The following is an 18,229-nucleotide window of genomic DNA, read 5'->3' on the forward strand; positions in this document are numbered from 1 at the left end:
CATGGCACGACTGACACTGAAGAATGTGGTCAAGTCCTATGGCATCTACGAGGCGGTACGCGGTATCGATCTGGAAATTGCCGACAAGGAATTCGTCGTTTTCGTCGGCCCGTCGGGCTGCGGCAAGTCGACCACTTTGCGCATGATTGCAGGCCTTGAACATATTTCCGGCGGTGAAATCCTGATTGGCGATGATGTCGTCAACCGGCTGGCGCCGGGCAAGCGCGACATTGCCATGGTCTTCCAGAATTATGCGCTCTATCCGCATATGAGCGTGCGCGAGAATATCGCCTTCTGCCTGGAGCAGCAGCGCATGCCCAAAGCCGAGATCGCAAAGCGCATCGATGAGGCGGCGAGAACGCTCCACATCAGCGAACTTCTCGATCGCAGGCCGGGCGCCCTGTCCGGCGGCCAGCGGCAGCGTGTGGCCATGGGCCGTGCGATCGTGCGTGATCCGAAAGTGTTCCTGTTCGATGAGCCGCTGTCGAACCTTGATGCCAAGCTCAGGGTCACCATGCGCACGGAAATCAAGCGCCTGCACCAGATCCTGCCGACCACCACGGTCTATGTCACCCATGATCAGGTTGAGGCCATGACAATGGCCGATCGTGTGGTGGTGATGAATGGCGGTCTGGTTGAGCAGGTCGGCGAGCCGCAGGATCTCTATCTGAACCCTGTTTCCCGTTTCGTGGCCGGCTTCATCGGCTCCCCGTCGATGAACTTCCTGCCCGCCCGGCTGGAAGCGTCCGGCGACACTCTCTTCATCGTGCTGGATGACGGAACGCGGCTCAGCGTGCCTGACGAGAAGGCTGCCCGTTTCCGGCCGGATGCCGGACGGGCGGTCACCTTCGGTATCCGCCCGGAAAACATCGCCATACGCCAGGACCGTCCGGGTTTTGAGCCCTTCGAGGCGGCTGTCGATCTGGTGGAGCCGCTCGGGGCGACGACGATGATCTATTTCAATGTCGGAAACGAAGGCGTCTGTGCCAGCATTGAGCCGGAAGGAAGCCTCAGGGCGGGTACCACCGTGCCGCTTTCGGTCAACATGAACCAGATGCATCTGTTCGATGTCGAGACCGAGCGGTCCCTGGCTCTGGGTGGGTGAGGGCAAAGACGGTAAAGGCCGCTCAGGCCCTTCCGCCTCACAGCACCAGCAGTGACTCGCTGTCGGAAATCAGCGCGGTCAGCAGGCCGCGACGGGTGTTCTCCGTGTGCTGAATGATGGCCTCGCGGGCGGCGTCACTGTCATGCCGGCGCAGGGCCGCGACGATGAGGGCGTGGTCAGTCGAGGTCTCCGGATTCACGTCGCGCATGGCGGCGCCCATGTAGAAAAGCCGGGTCGACTCTTCCAGATAGGAGGAAATCAGCGTGACGAGGCGGGGCACGCGCGCACCCTCGGCAATGGCCGCATGGAAATCATTGTTGGTCTTGATAAAGGCCTCGATCGTCGGCTCCTCGCCCGGCACATAGGTGGCGTTGGACAGGGCTTCGATCCGGTCGATCTCCGCATCGGTCAGCCGGTCTGCGGCGAGCTCGCAGGCAACCCCTTCCAGCGCCTTGCGCACGGTGAAAACATCATTGACGCTTTTGACCGTCACCGGGGTGATCCGGTAGCCGCGCCGGGGAAAGGCCTCGACAAGGCCTTCAAGCGTCAGTCGCGCCAGCGCTTCGCGCACCGGGGTTTTGCTCATGGCAAGCTTTTCGGCCAGTTCCTGTTCGCCAAGATCCGTTCCCGGTTGCAGCTTGCAGGTGATGATCTCGTGACGCAGGCGGTCATAGGCCTGGTCCGTCAGCGACTTTGCCTTGTCGGTCTGGGCGCCATTCCTGCGCGCTGTCGTCTTGCTGTCGCTCTTGCCACGCGGCATGACATTCCCTCTTTATCGTTCTTTGTTTTCCAGTGCCTTTGCCATACGCCGAAGCGCTTCGGCAAGGGTTTCTGCCGCAGATGCGAAATTAAGTCGGACAAACTGCTCGAGACCGTCGCCGAAATCGCGACCGTCGCTGACACCGATCCGCGCATGCTGCAGAAGCCAGGATGCTGCCGGCGCGTCAAGGTTGTAGGCAGAAAGGTCGATCCAGGCAAGGAAGCTGGCATCGGCGCGGAGGGCCTTGGCTTTCGGCATGGTTTCATCAAGTGCGCGATGCAGCATATCGCGGTTCTCGGTGATTTTGGTGCGCACCGCTGCGCGCCATGCGCCGCCGTCGCGATAGGCTGCTTCCATGGCGGCAAGTCCCAGTACGTTGACGCTGTCGACGAGGCCTTTCTTGGCATCCATGAAGCGGGACCGGATTGCCGCATTCGGCACGATCGCAAAGGCTGCCTTCAGTCCGGCAATGTTCCAGGTCTTGCTGGCGGCCATCAGGGTGATCGACCGGTTTTCGATATCCTTCGAAAGCGAGGCGACCGGAATATGCTTGCGCCCATCGAGCGTCAGGCCGCAATGGATCTCGTCGGAGACCAGAAGCAGATCATGCTTCAGACACAGCGAAGCCCTGAAGGTGAGCTCCTCGTGGCTGTAGACGCGGCCGGTCGGGTTTTGCGGATTGCAGAGCAGCATCAGCGAAGCGTGCGACGCGGCCTTTTCCAGGGCCTCGCGGTCGCTTTCCCAGCGGCCGGTTTCGCTATGCGTCTGCCAGATGGCCGCAGTCTTGAGACCCCAGGTGGCCGGTGCGGTACGCAGAGGCTTATAGACCGGAAATTCCTGCATCACGGTGTCGCCCGGCCGGGTGAAGGCGTTGAGCGCCATGTTGAAGCCGGGTTCGACGCCGGGCAAGAAAACGAGCCAGTCCGGTTCGATCTTCCAGCCATAGTCGTGCATCATCGCATCGACCAGCACGGCCCTTAAGCTGTCGGTCGCAGAACCATAGCCGAGTACGCCGTGCGCCAGCCGCTTTTCGATGGCCGCGATAATGGCCGGATCAGCGGCATAATCCATATCGGCAACGGGCAGCGGAATGACGTCTTGCGGGAATGCCCGCCACTTGTTGCTGTCGCTGCCGCGCCGGTCGATTGCGATGATGTCGGTCATCAGATGCTCCGGATCATGCCGCCGTCGACGCGGATCATCGAGCCGGTGACGAAGCTGGCCTGTTCGGAGGCGAGGAAGGTGACGACGGCGGCGAATTCTTCCGGGCGGCCATAGCGGGCAGCGGGAATGGTGGCGCGCGATGCCGCACGCACGGCATCAACCGAATTGCCGGTCTTTTCCGCCTTGCCGGCATCAAGCTCGGCGACACGGTCAGTGGCGATCCGGCCCGGCAGAACCATGTTGACGGTGACACCCTTGTCGGCAACTTCTGCCGCAAGTGTCTTCGACCAGCCAGCCATCGCACCGCGCACGCCATTGGAAAGGGCAAGGCCCGGGATCGGCACTTCAATGCCCGACGAGCCGATGGTGATGACGCGGCCCCAGCCCTTTTCGGTCATGGCCGCAAGGGCGGCATCGGTCAGGTCGAAAACCGGCGTTGCCATGGCGGCGAAGGCGGCCTGCCATGCGGCCACGGACTGACCGCGCGCCGGGCCTGCTTTCGGGCCGCCGCAATTGTTGACGAGAATATCAACCGGGTTCTTCGCCAGCTCTTCCTTCATGGCAGCAACAGAAGCCGGGTCGGCGAGATCGAGCGTGACGGCCGTGACCTTTGACCTGAGGGCGTCCGGGAGGCCTTGCGGCAGCGCGCCGGAGCGCGAGGCGGCAATCACCGTCGCGCCCTCTTCAGCCAGGAGAATGGCCGATGCGGCACCAAGGCCACGGCTCGCGCCCAGAACGAGAGCACGTTTTGTGTTGAGCTTGAAATCCATCAGGCAAGTTCCTTCAGTCTTTTTGTCTGGCGTTCGATCAGGCGCTCGACCTCGGCAATGGCGGCAGGCGCAAGTCCGGCACCGGGTTTGCGCAGCGCTGCTGAGGCAATCGCGCCGCGTCTTGCGAGCACATATTTGCGCACGGCAAGACCAAGGCCCGGCTGCTGCTCGTAGCGCACCAGCGGCAGATAGGCATCGAAGATGTCCTGCGCCCGATCCATATCTCCATTGCCCGTCAGAGCGACCACCTCGGCCATCATTTCCGGATAGCCGAAACCGGTCATGGCACCATCGGCGCCGCGGCCCATCTCTTCCGGCAGAAACAGCGCGCCATTGCCGCAGAGGATCGAGATCCGGCGACGGCCCTCGCTCTCCGCCTTGCGCAGGGCGGTAATCTTCGCCAGGCCCGGCCAGTCCTCATGCTTGAGCATGACGACCTGACTGTTTTCCTCGATGATCTGACCAAGCACGGTCGGCGCAATTTGAACGCCGGTCGACAGCGGAAAATCCTGCAGCACGACCGGAACACCGTCACCTGCGGCTTCGCAGGCTTCCCGGTAATAGCCGGCAATCTGGCCATCGGTTTTCAGCCGGCCGGGCGGTGCGATCATCACGCCGGCCGCACCCATATCCATCGCCGCCTTGGAAAGCTCGGAAATGGCGGCAAGGCCGGGGGCGGAAACGCCGGCGACAATCGGGGTTTTGCCGGCGCGCTTGATCACGCGGGCCACAACCTCTTTTGCTTCGGCCTGGGTCAGCTTCGGCGCTTCACCCATCATGCCGAGCACGGTGATGCCGGTCGCGCCCTTTTCCAGATAGAAATCGGTGACGCGATCGAGACTGTCGAAATCGATCCGGCCATCCTCATGAAACGGCGTGACCGAGATGACGAAGACGCCCTTTGCGTCAGAAGTCAGAAGGCTCATTTTGCTCTCCTCAATTGCCGAACCAGCAATCGGCGCCACGGGCGACATAGCGCCCCGAGCCAGCCTTGCCGGTGATGTCGTTGCCGTCGAATGCGAGATCGCCACGCAGATAGGTGGCGGCAACACGCACGGTGAACACCTCGCCGTGGAAGGGCGACCAGGTCAGTCCGTCATGGGCTTTCGCTTCATTCCAGGTGAAGGCACCTTCTTCCAGTACCGCAAAATCGGCATCCATGCCGACGCGGATCGCACCCTTGCGATCCGACAGGCCGAAGAAGACGGCCGGGCGCTCTGACAGCTGATCGGCGGCCAGCATCGCTGCATCGAGGCCGCGCGCTTCGGCTGCCGTGAAAAAGGCCGGCAGCAGCGTCTCGAGACCCGGAACACCGGCGCCGGCATCGAAAATCGATTCTGTCAGCTTGCCATCAATTGGCCAGCTGGAATGATCCGAAGAGGTGAAGGCGACCTTGCCGTCAACAATGGCATCCCAGAGATTATCGACCTCGCCGGGGCGGATCGGCGGATTGACCTTCATGCGGGGGCCAAGGCGCAGGCCGTCACGACCGGCATCGAACCAGAGATAGTGAACGCAGGTCTCGCCGGTGGCGCGCACGCCCATTTCGGCAAAGGCTTCGACCATATCAAAGCCGGAACCGCTGGTCAGATGAACCGGATGGGCATGGGCGCCGGTCGCCTGGGCAAGGGCCAGAAACTGTGCCGTTGCCGCAAGCTCTGCAGCCGGGGGGCGCGCGGTGGAATGGGCATTGATGCCGTTTTCGCCGGCAGCGCGGGCGCGGGCGATGCGCTCCAGAACGATCTCCTGGTCTTCATTGTGAAGTCCGAGCGGAATGTTGGTGTCGGAAAGCTTCTCCATGATGTCGAGCATCAGATCGGCGCCAATGCGCGGGAAACGGGTCGGCGAGCTTTCAAAGGAGGAAATCTTGAACGCGGCAACGCCGCCTTCGATCAGCGCATCGATATGAGCGACGCCGGTATGTTTGGTGACGGTCGCATAAAGGGCCATATCGGCATAGGAATGCGCGGAAATGGCCTCAACCTTGGCCGTCAGGCGTTCCGGGCGGTCCAGCGGCTCCGGGCTGTCAAAGGGCATGTCGACCAGCGTGGTGATGCCACCGGCGACGGCCGAGCGGGTGGTGTCGGCAATGCCTTCGAGCCCCTTGGCGCTGGTGGCGTGGGTCTGTCCGTCAATCACGCCGGGCAGGATCAGCTTGTCGCCGTAATCAACGGTTCTGGTTGCCGACGGCGGCGTTTCGCTCGCGTCTCCGATGGCGGCAATCTTGCCGTCCTTGACGGCAACCCAGCCGCCGGTAAGCGCGGCGAGCGGGGTGATGATGGTTCCGCGCAGTAAGAGATCCATTGCTTTTATGCCTTTACGATATATTCGAGATTCAATGCGGAGATGGCGGCGGCGACGCCGGCCTGAACGGGATCAACCACCGGTAGGCCGATCGCGGCCTGAAGGAAGGGACGCTGCATGCCCATGCCGGCGCAGCCGAGAATGATGACATCGGCGCTGTCTTCCTGCGCCAGAAGCCTGCCGGTCTGAATGACCTTGTCGCGCGCGAGCCCGTCATCGCCGGATTCTTCCACCGTCAGCGAGGCCGAACGGTCTCCGGCAAGACGCGGCGTGATACCAAGCTCGTCAATGCGGCGCGCATGGCGGGCAATCGATGCCGGGCCAAGCGAGACGACGCCGAAGCGACGGCCGAGCTGCAGCGCTGCATAATAGCCGGCCTCGGCAATGCCGATCACCGGAATATGGGTGACGGCCTTGCGCACGGCCTCGACGCCCGGGTCGGAAAAGCAGGAGATCACCAGTGCATCGGCGTCCGTTGCCTTTGCGCGCTCCATCACCATCGGAGCGACAGTCTCAACATCGGTATCGCTTTCAATGCCGAGCGGCGCCTCCGGCAACTGGTCGCAATCGATACGGTGATGCGTGGTCGCGGCAAGGTCACGCAGGCAGAGCGCAATCGATGCAGTGACCTTGCGGGAACTGTTGGGGTTCAAAACGAGGATACGGGCCATGGTCTGTCTTTGCTCTTCGCGGGCGGCTTCAAGCCTCAGCCTCGCGCATGACGAAATGATCGGGCCCAACGGCATCGTAAACACGCTGCGGCGGGGCATAGCTTGCAGGGAAGATCGGACTTTTCAGCTCCTGCAGCGGCACGTGGCGACGCATGAGCCGGCGGGCAGGGTCGGGTTCCGGCACGGCTGAAAGCAGCCGTTTGGTATAGGGATGGCTGGGATTGGCGAAAATTTCGGCGCGTGGACCGATTTCGACGATCTCGCCCAGCAGCATGACGGCAACCCGGTGACTGATGCGCTCGACCACGGCCATGTCATGGCTGATGAAGACATAGGCAAGCCCGAGGTCCTGCTGCAGTTTCATCATCAGGTTGATGACCTGCGCCTTGATGGTCACATCGAGAGCGGACACGCTTTCATCGGCGACGATCAGCTTGGGATTGAGGCCAAGCGCACGGGCGATGGCGATGCGCTGGCGCTGGCCGCCGGAGAATTCATGGGGCCAGCGGCTGGCCATGTCCGCAGCAAGGCCGACCTGTTCGAGAAGCGTGGCAACCCTGTCGCGCGCTTCGGCCGGTGTCGCAATGCCATGGGCAAGCATCGGCTCGGCGATCGCCTCGCCGATGCGCATGCGGGGATTGAGGCTGGAGAAGGGATCCTGAAAGATCATCTGCATCGACTGGCGCAGCCGCAGAAGTTCGCGCCGTTTCATCTTGCCGACATCATGGCCGTCCAGCATCACCGTCCCGGCGACGGGTTTGACCAGTTGCAGGATCGAGCGGCCGGTGGTTGATTTGCCACAGCCGGATTCGCCGACAACCGCCAGCGTTTCGCCCTTCTGAACCGAGAATGAGACGTTTTCCACCGCATGGACACGCGCATGAACCCGGCCGAGAACACCCTTCTTGATGTCAAACCGGGTCGAAAGGTTGTTCACCTCCAGCAGCGGGCCAGCATCATGATCAACCGTGTCGACGGCTGCGGCCAGAACACCGTCGCGTCCGGGATAGGGGCGGGGCAGGGGGCTGTCGCCCAGATCGCCGAGTCTTGGTGCTGCGGCCAGAAGTTCGCGGGTGTAATCGGTCTCGGGCTTGGCAAAGACATCTTCGGTAGCGCCGGCTTCCATCATCTTCGAGCGGAACATCACCACGGTCCGGTCGGCGATTTCGGCGACGACGCCCATGTCATGGGTGATGAACATCACCGCCATGTGGTCTTCCGACTGCAATTCCTTGATCAGCTCAAGGATCTGCGCCTGGATGGTGACGTCGAGTGCCGTGGTCGGCTCATCGGCGATCAGAAGTTTCGGCGCGCAGGCAAGCGCGGTGGCGATCATCACACGCTGCAGCATGCCGCCCGACATTTCATGCGGATACTCATAGGCCCGCTTTGCCGCTGCAGGAATGCGCACCCGGTCCATCAGCCGAATCGCTTCCTTCATCGCCTGACGCTGCGGCAGGCCGCGATGACGCATCAGCGGCTCGGCGATCTGACGGCCAACCGTCATCACCGGGTTCAGCGACGTCATCGGCTCCTGGAAGATCATCGCGATCTCATTGCCGCGCACTTCCTGCATCTCTTCTTCTGAAAGCGAGACGAGGTTGCGGCCGCGAAAATTGATTTCGCCGGTGACGCGCGATTTCGCCCTGGGCAGAAGCCCCATCACCGACAAAGCGGTGACACTCTTGCCGGAACCCGATTCGCCCACCACCGCCACCGTCTCGCCTGCATCGACATCGAAGCTGATGCCGTCGACGACGCTGCGCCAGCCTTGAGTTGTGGCAAAGGCGGTGGTCAGATTGTTGATCGAGAGAACGGACATGAAAGCAATTTCCACGAAAGAGGGGACCGGAAGATCGTTTTTCCTTGCCTCAATTTACACCGTATTGCATTCAATCTGTCAAACATAAAGTTTCTCGTGATATATCTGGGATACGAAATAGGAGCGCTGCGATGTTCAAAACTGATATGGAAACCCGGCGGAAGGCTTTGCTGACTGCGCAGGAGCTCGATGCGATGATCCGTGGTGATGTTCCGCCGCACATCATCGCTGTCCAGTCGGTCAATCCTTATACCGGGGTCGATTCGCGCAATGGCACTTATATTCCTGGTGCCGTCGAGGCCGAGGCCTATACGGATTTTCAGGCGCCGGGAAGCGAGGAGAAGGGTAACCGTCCGCTGCCTTCCATCGCCAGTCTCCAGGCCGCAGCACGGCGTTGGGGGCTGACGCAGGATCGCTGCATCGTCGTTTATGATGCGGATCGTGCCATGACGGCGGCGCGCGCCTGGTGGGTGCTGAAATGGGCGGGCTTCAAGGATGTCCGCGTGCTTGATGGTGGTCTGCCGGCCTGGCTTGCCGCCGGTCTTGCGGTGGTGAATGCCCCGGAAGCAAAGGTGGAGACGGATGTCGTCCTGACGGCCGGGCAGATGCGGACGTTCTCGGCTGATGAGGCTTTGGCGCTGGCGCAGAGCGGGGTCCTACTCGATGCGCGAATCCGCCCTAATTATATAGGTGGTGCCGTCGAGGGCGGTGATCCGAAGCGTGGGCATATTCCCGGTGCAATCAGCGCACCAACGCTGGATACGCTCACGGATCCGGGCCCGTTCACCGATAGTGTGACGCTGCGGGAGCTGTTCTCGGGGTTGGGTGTAGATGGTGAAAAGCCGGTTGGTGTCTATTGCGGTGCGGGCATGTCTGCAGCGCATGAGGTGCTGGCCCTGGCGGCGGTGGGGATTGAGGCGGCGATGTATCCCGGCTCCTGGTCGCAGTGGATTGGTGACCCGAACCGGCCGGTGAGGCGTGGGCCGCATCCTTGATGCATGGATTCTGTGCAGGGTGATGTGCAGATGCACAAATATCATTCGATTTTTAAAAATCGGCTCGAATAAAAATATGAGAGCAACAAAAAATCGAAAATAGATATTGCAAAAGATATATCACCAGTATTCAAATAAGCCAGGTTCGGAGAACCGGACCGTCATAACAAACAGAGGAGTTCAGAATGAACCTGACCCGCAAGATGTTCGGAGCGATGTCAGGTGCTGCATTGGCCATGGGCTTTGCCACGCTCGCGCCGGCCGGTGTTGTCGCCACCTTTGCAACCACTGCAACCGCCCAGGAAAGCGAAACGCTGGTCGTCGCTGTTCCTTCCGATCCTGCCGGTCTTGAACCCGGCGCCAACAAGGCCGAGCCTGTCGGCAGTGAAGTCATCCTCAACGTGTTCGACACGCTGGTTGCCTGGAAGGCTCCGGATTTTTCCGAGCTTGAAGGTCGCCTTGCCGAAGACTGGTCGATTTCCGATGACGGCAAGACCTTCACCTTCGATCTGCGCGATGGAGTCACGTTCCAGGACGGCACGCCGTTCAACGCTGAGGCCGTGAAGTTCTCGCTGGAGCGGACCAAGGAACTGAACCCCTATGTCGCAGCCACGCTCGGCATGATCGACAGCATTGATACGCCCAAGGATGACGAGGTTGTCATTCATCTGAATGCGCCTTACCCGGCCTTCATGTCGATCCTGGCGCAGCCCCAGTCGGCCATTGTCTCGCCGACGGCTGTTGAGAAATATGGCGATGATTTCGCCAATCATCCGGTTGGCACCGGTCCCTTCGCCTTCCGTGCCTATGAGCCGGATACCCGCATCGTGCTGGACGCCAATCCGGATTATTTCCGCGGTGCGCCCAAGCTGAAACGCATCATCTACCGCATCATTCCCGAGGCCTCGACCCGTCGTCTCGAGCTTGAAAACGGCGGTGTCGACATCATCCAGCAGCAGAGCCAGCTCTCGGCCGTTCCGTCCGAGGAAATGAAGGCCTTTGCTGACAATGCCGACATCAAGATCATCGAGAAGCCCTCGCAGATCATCCGTCAGCTCGAATTCAACAATTCCAAGACGGATTCGCCGGTTGCCGATATCAAGGTTCGCGAAGCCATCGCCCATGCGATTGATTATGACGGCCTGCTCTCCGGCGTGTTTGATGGAACGGCTGACCGCGTCTATGGTCCGCTGACCAGCAACAGCTGGGCCTTCGATCCGAAGGTCAAGGATCTGGCGCCGAAATATGATCCGGATGCAGCCAAGGCACTTCTTGCCGAAGCCGGTTACGGTCCCGACAAGCCGCTGAAGCTGAAGCTCTATTCGTTCCAGGGTTCGCTCTGGGGAGATGTTGCGACCTTCGTTCAGGCCAATCTCGCTGCTGTTGGCATCGAGACCGAGATCGCCCAGACCGAGTTCCCGTCCTATCGCGCGCTGCATGTCGCCGGTGACTGGGATATCGCGCTGGACGGCCGCCAGCCCTGGTATAATGACCCCGATGCCCATATCACGATCGGATATCTGTCGAGCCTGAAGAACTCGGCAATGACCTTCCGCATGCCGGAAAATGCCGAGCTTGATGCGCTGATCCTGAAGGCACAGCAGGAACCCGACATGGATGCCCGCAAGGCACTCTATGGCGAGATCCAGGAAAAGCTGGTTGCCGATGTGCCCGCCGCCTACCTTTTCTCGCCGAAGCTGATCATCTTCGCGCGTTCGAATGTCGACGGCCTGGTGATCAATTCGGCACCGCCGCTCAACGAATATTGGGGCGTTTCGAAAGAATAGGTCTGTCTCCCCTCTGGACCTAGCCCCGCTTTCGCATCGTTCGGCAGGCCATCCAACCGGCCAGCCGGCGATGCGGAAGTAATTTAAGTCGGAATGGAGCATTCATTCGAGCCCCCCAAAGGAATGAATGCTTCTGCCGGTCCGGCGCCCCCGCCGGGCCGGCCATGCCAACAAGGTGGTTTGATGTTTGCCTTCCTCGTGCGACGATTGCTGTCACTGATCCCGGTCCTGCTTCTGGTCCTGGTGATCGTCTTTTCTCTGGTCCGGCTTATTCCCGGCGATCCGGCAGTGACGCTGCTTGGACCCGGTGCCACCGACACGCAGATCGCGGCACTGAGAGCGCAGCTTGACCTTGATCAGCCGGCGCTGCTGCAGTTCTGGAACTATTTCACCGGCCTGCTGCATGGCGACATGGGCACCTCGCTGAAATCCGGAAAGCCGGTTCTTGACGAGATCCTGATCCGTCTCCCCGCCACGCTGGAAATCTCCATTGCCGCTGTGCTGATCGCCGTCATCATCGGCATTCCGCTCGGTGTTCTGTCGGCCACACGGGCCAATTCCGGCTTTGATCACACCGTGCGGGTCATCTCTCTTACCGGCGTATCCATGCCGGCCTTTCTGCTGGCGCTGCTGCTGCAGTTGATTTTTGCCACCTGGCTCGGCTGGCTGCCGGTCTCAGGTCGCATGTCCTCCTATCTTTTTGTCGATCGGGTCACCGGCTTTTCCATCATCGATGCCTGGCTTTCCGGTGAACCCGGCGCCGTTGGCAGCGCGATTGCCCATATGATCCTGCCGACCACTGTGCTGGCGGTGTTTCTGGCGGCAACGCTTGGCCGTTTCGTGCGCTCCACCATGCTGGAGGTGATGGATGAGGATTTCGTCCGCACCGCGCGGGCAAAGGGGCTGAGCCAGCATGATGTTGTCTATACCCATGCATTGCGCAATTCGCTGCTGCCCGCCATCACCGTGGTCGGCCTGAAATTCGCCGAAATGCTCGGCGGCGCGATCCTGACGGAAACGATCTTTTCCTGGCCGGGCATTGGTCGCTACATGTATGAAGCGATCCGCAATCGCGACTATCCGGTCATCCAGGGCGCAACGCTGGTCTTTGCGCTGATGTTCATGCTGACGTCGCTGCTGGTCGATATTCTCTATGCCGTTCTCGACCCGCGCGTCCGGCGCAAGATGAACTGAGGACGATAAGATGCGCGAACTCATCACCTTCCTGAAAAGCAACACGCTCGCCATGGCTGGCACTTTTGTTCTGGCCGTCATGCTTCTTGCCGTGCTGATCGGTCCCTTCTTCCTGCCGTCGCCGCTTGCCATCGACATGGCGGCCAAGCTTCAGCCCCCGTCCTGGTCGCACTGGCTCGGCACGGACAATTTCGGCCGAGACATGCTCTCCCGCGTGCTGACCGGCGGCCGCTACACGCTGGCAATCGGTGTTTTCGTTGTGGCGATTGCCTTTGCCGTCGGCGTATTTTTCGGGCTTGTTGCCGGTTTTGCCGGCGGCTATGTCGACACGATCATCATGCGCATCGTCGATGCCATTCTGTCCTTTCCCGCACTGGTTCTGGCGATTGCGCTGGCGGCAGCCTTCGGGCCAAGCCTTGAAAATGCAATGCTGGCCGTCGCCATCACGCTTGCGCCGCAATTTGCCCGCGTTGCCCGTTCGCAGGCGCTCGGCGTTTCCTCAAGGCTTTATGTCGAGGCGGCCAATTCGCTTGGCCTGCCGCGCATGCGCATCCTCAACCGCTATATCTTCGTCAATTCGATCGGTCCGCTTCTGGTTCAGGCCTCGCTCGCCTTCGGCAGCGCCATCCTGCAGACCTCGGCTCTTGGCTTCCTTGGTCTGGGCGCTCAGCCGCCCATGCCGGAATGGGGGGCTGATGTTTCGGCCAATCTCACCTTTGTCCGTTCCAGTCCGTGGACGGCGCTCGGGCCCGGCTTTGCCATTCTGATCACGGTCCTCTCCTTCAATCTGATCGGGGATTCGCTCGCAGACTGGTTCAACCCGCGCCGCAGGAGTGCCGCATGATCACGATCGCGCTTGAAAAGATTGACTTCCTGCCGCCCGACCGGGTGACGGATGATGCGAGTGTGCTGACGCTGAAGAACCTTGTGCTCGAGCCGATGCTGCGCTGGGATAAGGGCGCGCCCCGTCCCGGCCTGTTTGACCGCTGGACACTTTCCGATGACGGCTGCCACTGGATGCTGCGCTTGCGCGATTCAGCCTGCTATCACGATGGCACGCCGGTTCAGGCAGAGGATGCGAAGCACTTTATCAACGCGATCTGCGATGCGCGTGACATGTTCGGCATGCCCTGGTCCTATGCCCGCTATCTTGCGGGGGCGGTGATCACGGCGGAAGGACCCGTGCTCAGAATTTCGACGCCAAAGCCCTTTCCTGATCTGCCGGATATTCTCTCCGAGTTCTACCTGCCGAAAATGGCACCCGATGGCACGCCGACGCTTGGAACCGGGCCATGGCAGGTGGTGACGTTCGACAAGGGCCGATCCGTCACACTGCAACATCATGATGGCCGCCGGCTGAGGCTGGTCGCGATTGCAAAGGCGGAAGAGCGGCTTGAGGCCCTGCGTGCGGGCACTGTTCAGCTCGCCACCCATCTTGACCGTCTGGAGACGCCCATGCGGGCGCTGGATGGCTATGTCTGCCATGAACAGGCGACCACAATGTCGGTGATTGCCTATATGAACGGCCGGGAAGGGGCGTTTGCCGATCCGCAGATGCGGCTTGCGGCCAATCTGGCAATTGACCGCAACAGGCTCGTCAATGACGTCATGGGCGGGCTTGGCATGCCCGCGAAGACCATCGTCAGTCCGTTCCATAACGGCATGTCGGGTGGCATGACGGCGATCCCCTTCGATCCGTCCGAGGCGGCCCTCCTCGTTGAGGCATCGCCTGCGCCACGCGAGATCAGGCTGCGCACCCCGCTCTATATGCCGGAGCGTGCGCCCGAGATTGCTGCCTTTATCAAGCGGGACCTCGAAGCGGTCGGGTTTGCCGTCACCATCGACACCGCGACCGACCGGCCCGGCTATGCCCGCGAGCTTGGCGAGAAGAAAACCGGTGATCTGGCGATCTTCGACAGCTCGCCGCACAGCACATTCCGGGTGCTCGATGACAAGATTTCCAGCCGGTCGCGTGCCGTCTGGTGGCAGGGCGTCGAAGATCCCGCTGCTGACGATCTGTTCGAGACGGCGCGGCGGGTCGTCGATGCGAAGGCACGCAGCAGTGCCTATGGCCGCGTTCTCTGCCATCTGCAGCATAATCCGCACTGGCTTTATCTGTTTCACCCCATCGACTGCATGGCGCATGCCCGGGAGCTCGAAGGCTTCAGCCTCGATCCCAAGGGCATTCTGCGCATTGCCTGACCATCAAAGAGGACTGACATGACGACCGAACTGCCCAAAGAATGCGCGATCACCTTCTATTATTACGAGGACATTCACGCCGTTGCTCCTTTCTACGAGGATGTTCTCGGCTTCGAACTGGTGCTTGATCAGGGGCTGGCGCGGATCTATCGCATTGCCGGCAATGCCTATTTCGGCATTGTCGACGGCAATAAGGGCCATCTGAAGCATCAGCCGAAAAGTGCCGCCCTGCTGACAATCGTCTCAGAAGATGTTGCCGCCTGGCATGCGAAGCTGAAGGCGCTCGGGGTCACCGGCCAGTCGGATATGCTGCGCGGGACCTATTGCGAGCATTTCTTCTTCGAGGATCCGGCGGGCTATGCGATCGAGATCCAGCGTTTTCATAATCCCGAGGTTGCGAAGCTTTTCAAATGATGATCGAGGCAGAACCAATCCTGACAGGGGGCTATACCGGCGGTGGTCGCGAGGCAATGCTGCCGCTTCTTGCCGGCTTCACCCATGAGGACAAGGAAGCCAAGGGGCTGCGCGCGTTCCGTGAGGACGATGCCGGGCCGCGCCGTCCGGTGCATTATACGGCGGCCGAAATGGTTTTCATGTTTCCGGCCCTGCTCTTGCACGCACCGCATGGCGGCGGCAAGACCGCCTTTGCCCGCGAGCTTTCTGCCTGCATCAAGGGGAGCCATGATGGCGACGCGCTGTTCAACCGTGCGCGCCTGACCCGTTCCGCTTTTCGAAATGAAGCGGGCGATTGTCTTGAACAGGTTCTGCCGCAGGATCTGCCGCAGGCCTTTTACTGCGCCGACGGCGAGGATGCGGATGCCGCTCTTGCCGATGCGCTGGCAATGACGTCCGGGCCGGTGCTCCTGATCGTCGACGCGCTGGAAATGCGGCCTGATCCTGAAGCCCTGCTGACGCGGCTGATGGCCGCGACCCAGGAGCGCCTCAGACTTCTGGTCCTCTGCGAAAGCCGAGCGCTGGAGGCGATCCGTCGCCCGGCGAGCCTGCCGGAACATCGGCTGCTCGGGCTTGCCCGGCCCGAGCGGGCAGCGTTTGCCGCGGCGCATGATTTTACCGACCCCTATCCCGACCGCGACTATGTGCTGCCGGGGCTCTGGTTTCTCGCCGTCGAGACCGGCCGGGTGCTGGCGCCGCGTGAAGTTGCCGTTCTTGCTCCGGTGTCTGCCGGGTGGGCGTCCGCCTATCGCAAGGCGGCTGAGCTTGAGCGTATGCCCGTCGACCGGCTGGTCGAGGCCGTGGCGGCTGCGCCTGCGCGGCTTGCCGCGCCGCTCGGGCTCTATTGTGACTGGCTGGTGCCGGGCGAAGAGCGTGCCGAGGCGCTTGTTCGGGGGCTGGCGATGATCGATGGCGGCCTGCCGGTTCTTCTGGCTGCGGCGAAGCTCGCCTTTCCGGGGAGTGACGCAGCACGTCTTGTCACGGCAGCGCTGGTTCATGCGATCGAAGCTGGCGGCGCTGCGGCCGGCCTGCGTCGCCGTGCCGGTGCCATGCTGGCACGGCTCGGGGATCCGCGCGATCTCGAGGTTCTCGCCAGCGTGCCGGCCGGGACCTATCCGATGGGCGGCGACATCCATGCCAATTCTGCTCCGGCGCATCACGCCCCGGTCGGTGCATTTCGCATCGGGATCTATCCGGTCGTGAATTCCGCCTATCTTGCCTTTGTCGAGGAAACGGGTCGGTCTTGGGTCAGTGCCAATGGGCGGCTCGCCGATCGGGCATCCCATCCGGCAACGGACCTGACCTGGCACGACGCCCGTGCCTATTGCGCCTGGCTTACGGATAAATGGCGGGCGGAAGGGCGGATTGCCGGCGATGAGACTGTCCGTCTTCCGGTCGAGCGGGAGTGGGAAGCGGCAGCGCGCGGTGCGGATGGTCTTGCCTGGCCATGGGGCAATGTCTGGGCGCCGGAACACGGCAATGGCGAGGAGACCGGCTTCAACGATATCTCGACGGTTGGCCTGTTTCCGGAAGGCCGCTCGCCTTTCGGCTGTCTCGATATGGCGGGGCAGGCCTGGGAATGGTGCACCACATTGTGGGGCCCTGATATGTCGCGCCCGGATTTTGCATTCCCCTGGGTCGAAGACGGGCGTGAGGCACTTGATGCGCCTGGCAATATTCGCCGTGTTCTGCGAGGCGGCTGCTTCTCCAGTCCTGACTGGAAGGCCAATGGCATCTATCGCGGATCGCTGGAGCCGTCCGGCTTCTGGCGTGGAAACGGCTTTCGCGTGGTTGTCGCCAAAGGGTGACGCTGATGCATGCAAATCAGATGAATGGCGCGGATGCGGGGGTATTCGCGCCATTATTGTCTGGTTTTCCGGCAGGTCTCTATAGGTAGAGGCGATTATATTGACCATTGCTCATATTTGAAAGATAACACGGGAGGCCGGGATGCCGGCCGAGGATGGTATCTAGAGAGAGATTGCGAATTGCGCAGGCATGGATGAAAAGCTGAGAAAAGTCCTGCGCCTGCTCGGGGAGACTGATGTCATCATCGCCGTGTTCGATGAAGACGACCGGCTGGTCTTCGCCAACCGGAAATACCGAACCGCCTTCTTTCTCAGTGAGACAGAATTGCCGCTATGGCCGGACATGATGCGGCGGAATTTCGATGCAAAGCGCGGCACGGTCATCACCAATCCTGATTTCGATCTCTGGATCAAGAGCACGCTTTCACGGCGCGGGAAGGTTCCTTTTCGTGCCTTTGAGACGGATGTTCATGACGGGACCTGGCTATGGATGACCGAAACGGTGGATGACGATGGCTGGATGCTCTGCATCGCCAGCGACATCACCAATCTCAGGACGCAGGAGCGCAGTCTGCGCCGCGAGCGCGATGTGGCGTTGCAGGCGTCACTGACGGATGATCTGACGGGCATTGCCAATCATCGCTTCATCATGGACCGCCTCGCGAACATGCTGGCGCGGCGGCCGCCGGCGCGGAGCGCGCAGGGATGTTTTGCGATTTTCGATGTCGACAATTTCAAGCAGATCAATGATCGCTTCGGTCATGCGACCGGCGACAGATTGCTGATCGAATTTGCGCGCAGTATTTCCCTGCTGGTGCGCCGTACGGACTGCTTCGGCCGCCTGGGCGGCGAGGAATTCGGGCTCGTCCTGCCATCAACCAGTCTCAACGAGGCCGCAAGTCTGATCGACCGTATGATCAATCAGATCCGGTCCCTGCGGCCAATGCCTGATCTGCCCGACTTCTCCTTCAGCTTTTCCGCCGGCCTTGCAGCGGTCAGCCCGGCCGATACGCCAAGCGGAATTTACGGCCGCGCCGATGCGGCGCTCTATCATGCCAAGCACTCTGGCCGCGATCAGCTTGCCATTGAGCTCACGCCCGGACCCCCAAACGAATAACGCCCGCCGGGGGAGGATCCGGCGGGCGTTTCATGGGGCGACAATCGGGAGGAGGGATCGTCAGCCTTTTGGAAGTC

At 61.3% G+C, this 18,229-nt stretch carries 16 protein-coding genes; 9 read left to right on the top strand and 7 right to left on the bottom strand.

Going from position 1 to position 18,229, the window contains the following annotated elements; all coding sequences use genetic code 11:
• Position 1: 1 nt before the first annotated feature.
• On the top strand, positions 2-1,105 hold the full coding sequence (ugpC, locus tag HCK86_RS06925) for a sn-glycerol-3-phosphate ABC transporter ATP-binding protein UgpC (RefSeq protein WP_176083725.1): 1,104 nt from the start codon (positions 2-4) through the stop codon (positions 1,103-1,105).
• Positions 1,106-1,142: 37 nt separating this feature from the next.
• On the opposite strand, the gene HCK86_RS06930 is transcribed toward ugpC, so the two are convergent.
• The 7 genes from HCK86_RS06930 to HCK86_RS06960 are packed head-to-tail and all read right to left on the bottom strand — an operon-like array spanning position 1,143 to position 8,596.
• Positions 1,143-1,865 carry a GntR family transcriptional regulator gene (locus HCK86_RS06930; RefSeq protein WP_176083726.1) on the bottom strand — a complete coding sequence of 241 codons (723 nt, stop codon included), beginning with the start codon at positions 1,863-1,865 and terminating at the stop codon, positions 1,143-1,145.
• Positions 1,866-1,877: 12 nt separating this feature from the next.
• Positions 1,878-3,029 carry a PatB family C-S lyase gene (locus HCK86_RS06935; protein WP_176083727.1) on the bottom strand — a complete coding sequence of 384 codons (1,152 nt, stop codon included), beginning with the start codon at positions 3,027-3,029 and terminating at the stop codon, positions 1,878-1,880.
• Complete coding sequence (locus tag HCK86_RS06940) at positions 3,029-3,799, bottom strand: SDR family oxidoreductase (protein WP_176083728.1); 771 nt, start codon at positions 3,797-3,799, stop codon at positions 3,029-3,031. The genes HCK86_RS06935 and HCK86_RS06940 overlap by 1 nt, the downstream gene beginning before the upstream one ends.
• The gene (locus HCK86_RS06945) at positions 3,799-4,725 is read right to left on the bottom strand and encodes a dihydrodipicolinate synthase family protein (RefSeq protein ID WP_176083729.1); all 927 of its coding nucleotides are present in this window, start codon (positions 4,723-4,725) and stop codon (positions 3,799-3,801) included. The genes HCK86_RS06940 and HCK86_RS06945 overlap by 1 nt, the downstream gene beginning before the upstream one ends.
• A gap of 10 nt (positions 4,726-4,735) precedes the next feature.
• Complete coding sequence (locus HCK86_RS06950; RefSeq protein WP_176083730.1) at positions 4,736-6,103, bottom strand: amidohydrolase family protein; 1,368 nt, start codon at positions 6,101-6,103, stop codon at positions 4,736-4,738.
• A gap of 5 nt (positions 6,104-6,108) precedes the next feature.
• Positions 6,109-6,774 carry an aspartate/glutamate racemase family protein gene (locus HCK86_RS06955; protein ID WP_176083731.1) on the bottom strand — a complete coding sequence of 222 codons (666 nt, stop codon included), beginning with the start codon at positions 6,772-6,774 and terminating at the stop codon, positions 6,109-6,111.
• 28 nt (positions 6,775-6,802) lie between these two features.
• A complete protein-coding gene (locus HCK86_RS06960) occupies positions 6,803-8,596 on the bottom strand; it encodes an ABC transporter ATP-binding protein (RefSeq protein WP_176083732.1) in 1,794 nt (597 codons plus the stop codon).
• Between the two features lie 131 nt (positions 8,597-8,727).
• Between HCK86_RS06960 and HCK86_RS06965 the strand changes: the two genes are divergently transcribed.
• The 8 genes from HCK86_RS06965 to HCK86_RS07000 all read left to right on the top strand — a co-directional run bounded on the left by HCK86_RS06965 (position 8,728) and on the right by HCK86_RS07000 (position 18,152).
• Positions 8,728-9,591 (top strand): rhodanese-like domain-containing protein, encoded by an 864-nt coding sequence (locus HCK86_RS06965; RefSeq protein ID WP_210259838.1) that lies wholly within the window; start codon positions 8,728-8,730, stop codon positions 9,589-9,591.
• 185 nt (positions 9,592-9,776) lie between these two features.
• Entirely contained in the window at positions 9,777-11,378 is a 1,602-nt protein-coding gene (locus tag HCK86_RS06970) for an ABC transporter substrate-binding protein (RefSeq protein ID WP_246739489.1), read from the top strand.
• Positions 11,379-11,561: 183 nt separating this feature from the next.
• Complete coding sequence (locus tag HCK86_RS06975) at positions 11,562-12,572, top strand: ABC transporter permease (RefSeq protein ID WP_176083733.1); 1,011 nt, start codon at positions 11,562-11,564, stop codon at positions 12,570-12,572.
• A gap of 10 nt (positions 12,573-12,582) precedes the next feature.
• Positions 12,583-13,416 carry an ABC transporter permease gene (locus tag HCK86_RS06980; protein ID WP_141149949.1) on the top strand — a complete coding sequence of 278 codons (834 nt, stop codon included), beginning with the start codon at positions 12,583-12,585 and terminating at the stop codon, positions 13,414-13,416.
• On the top strand, positions 13,413-14,774 hold the full coding sequence (locus tag HCK86_RS06985; protein WP_176083734.1) for an ABC transporter substrate-binding protein: 1,362 nt from the start codon (positions 13,413-13,415) through the stop codon (positions 14,772-14,774). The genes HCK86_RS06980 and HCK86_RS06985 overlap by 4 nt, the downstream gene beginning before the upstream one ends.
• A gap of 18 nt (positions 14,775-14,792) precedes the next feature.
• Entirely contained in the window at positions 14,793-15,188 is a 396-nt protein-coding gene (locus HCK86_RS06990; protein ID WP_176083735.1) for a VOC family protein, read from the top strand.
• Positions 15,185-17,035, top strand: a complete 1,851-nt coding sequence (locus HCK86_RS06995) for an SUMF1/EgtB/PvdO family nonheme iron enzyme (RefSeq protein WP_176083736.1) — start codon at positions 15,185-15,187, stop codon at positions 17,033-17,035. The genes HCK86_RS06990 and HCK86_RS06995 overlap by 4 nt, the downstream gene beginning before the upstream one ends.
• Before the next feature lie 190 nt (positions 17,036-17,225).
• Complete coding sequence (locus tag HCK86_RS07000) at positions 17,226-18,152, top strand: sensor domain-containing diguanylate cyclase (protein ID WP_176083737.1); 927 nt, start codon at positions 17,226-17,228, stop codon at positions 18,150-18,152.
• Positions 18,153-18,229 lie beyond the last annotated feature (77 nt).

Origin of the sequence: Martelella sp. HB161492 (assembly GCF_013184775.1) — a bacterium.
Lineage (GTDB): Bacteria > Pseudomonadota > Alphaproteobacteria > Rhizobiales > Rhizobiaceae > Martelella.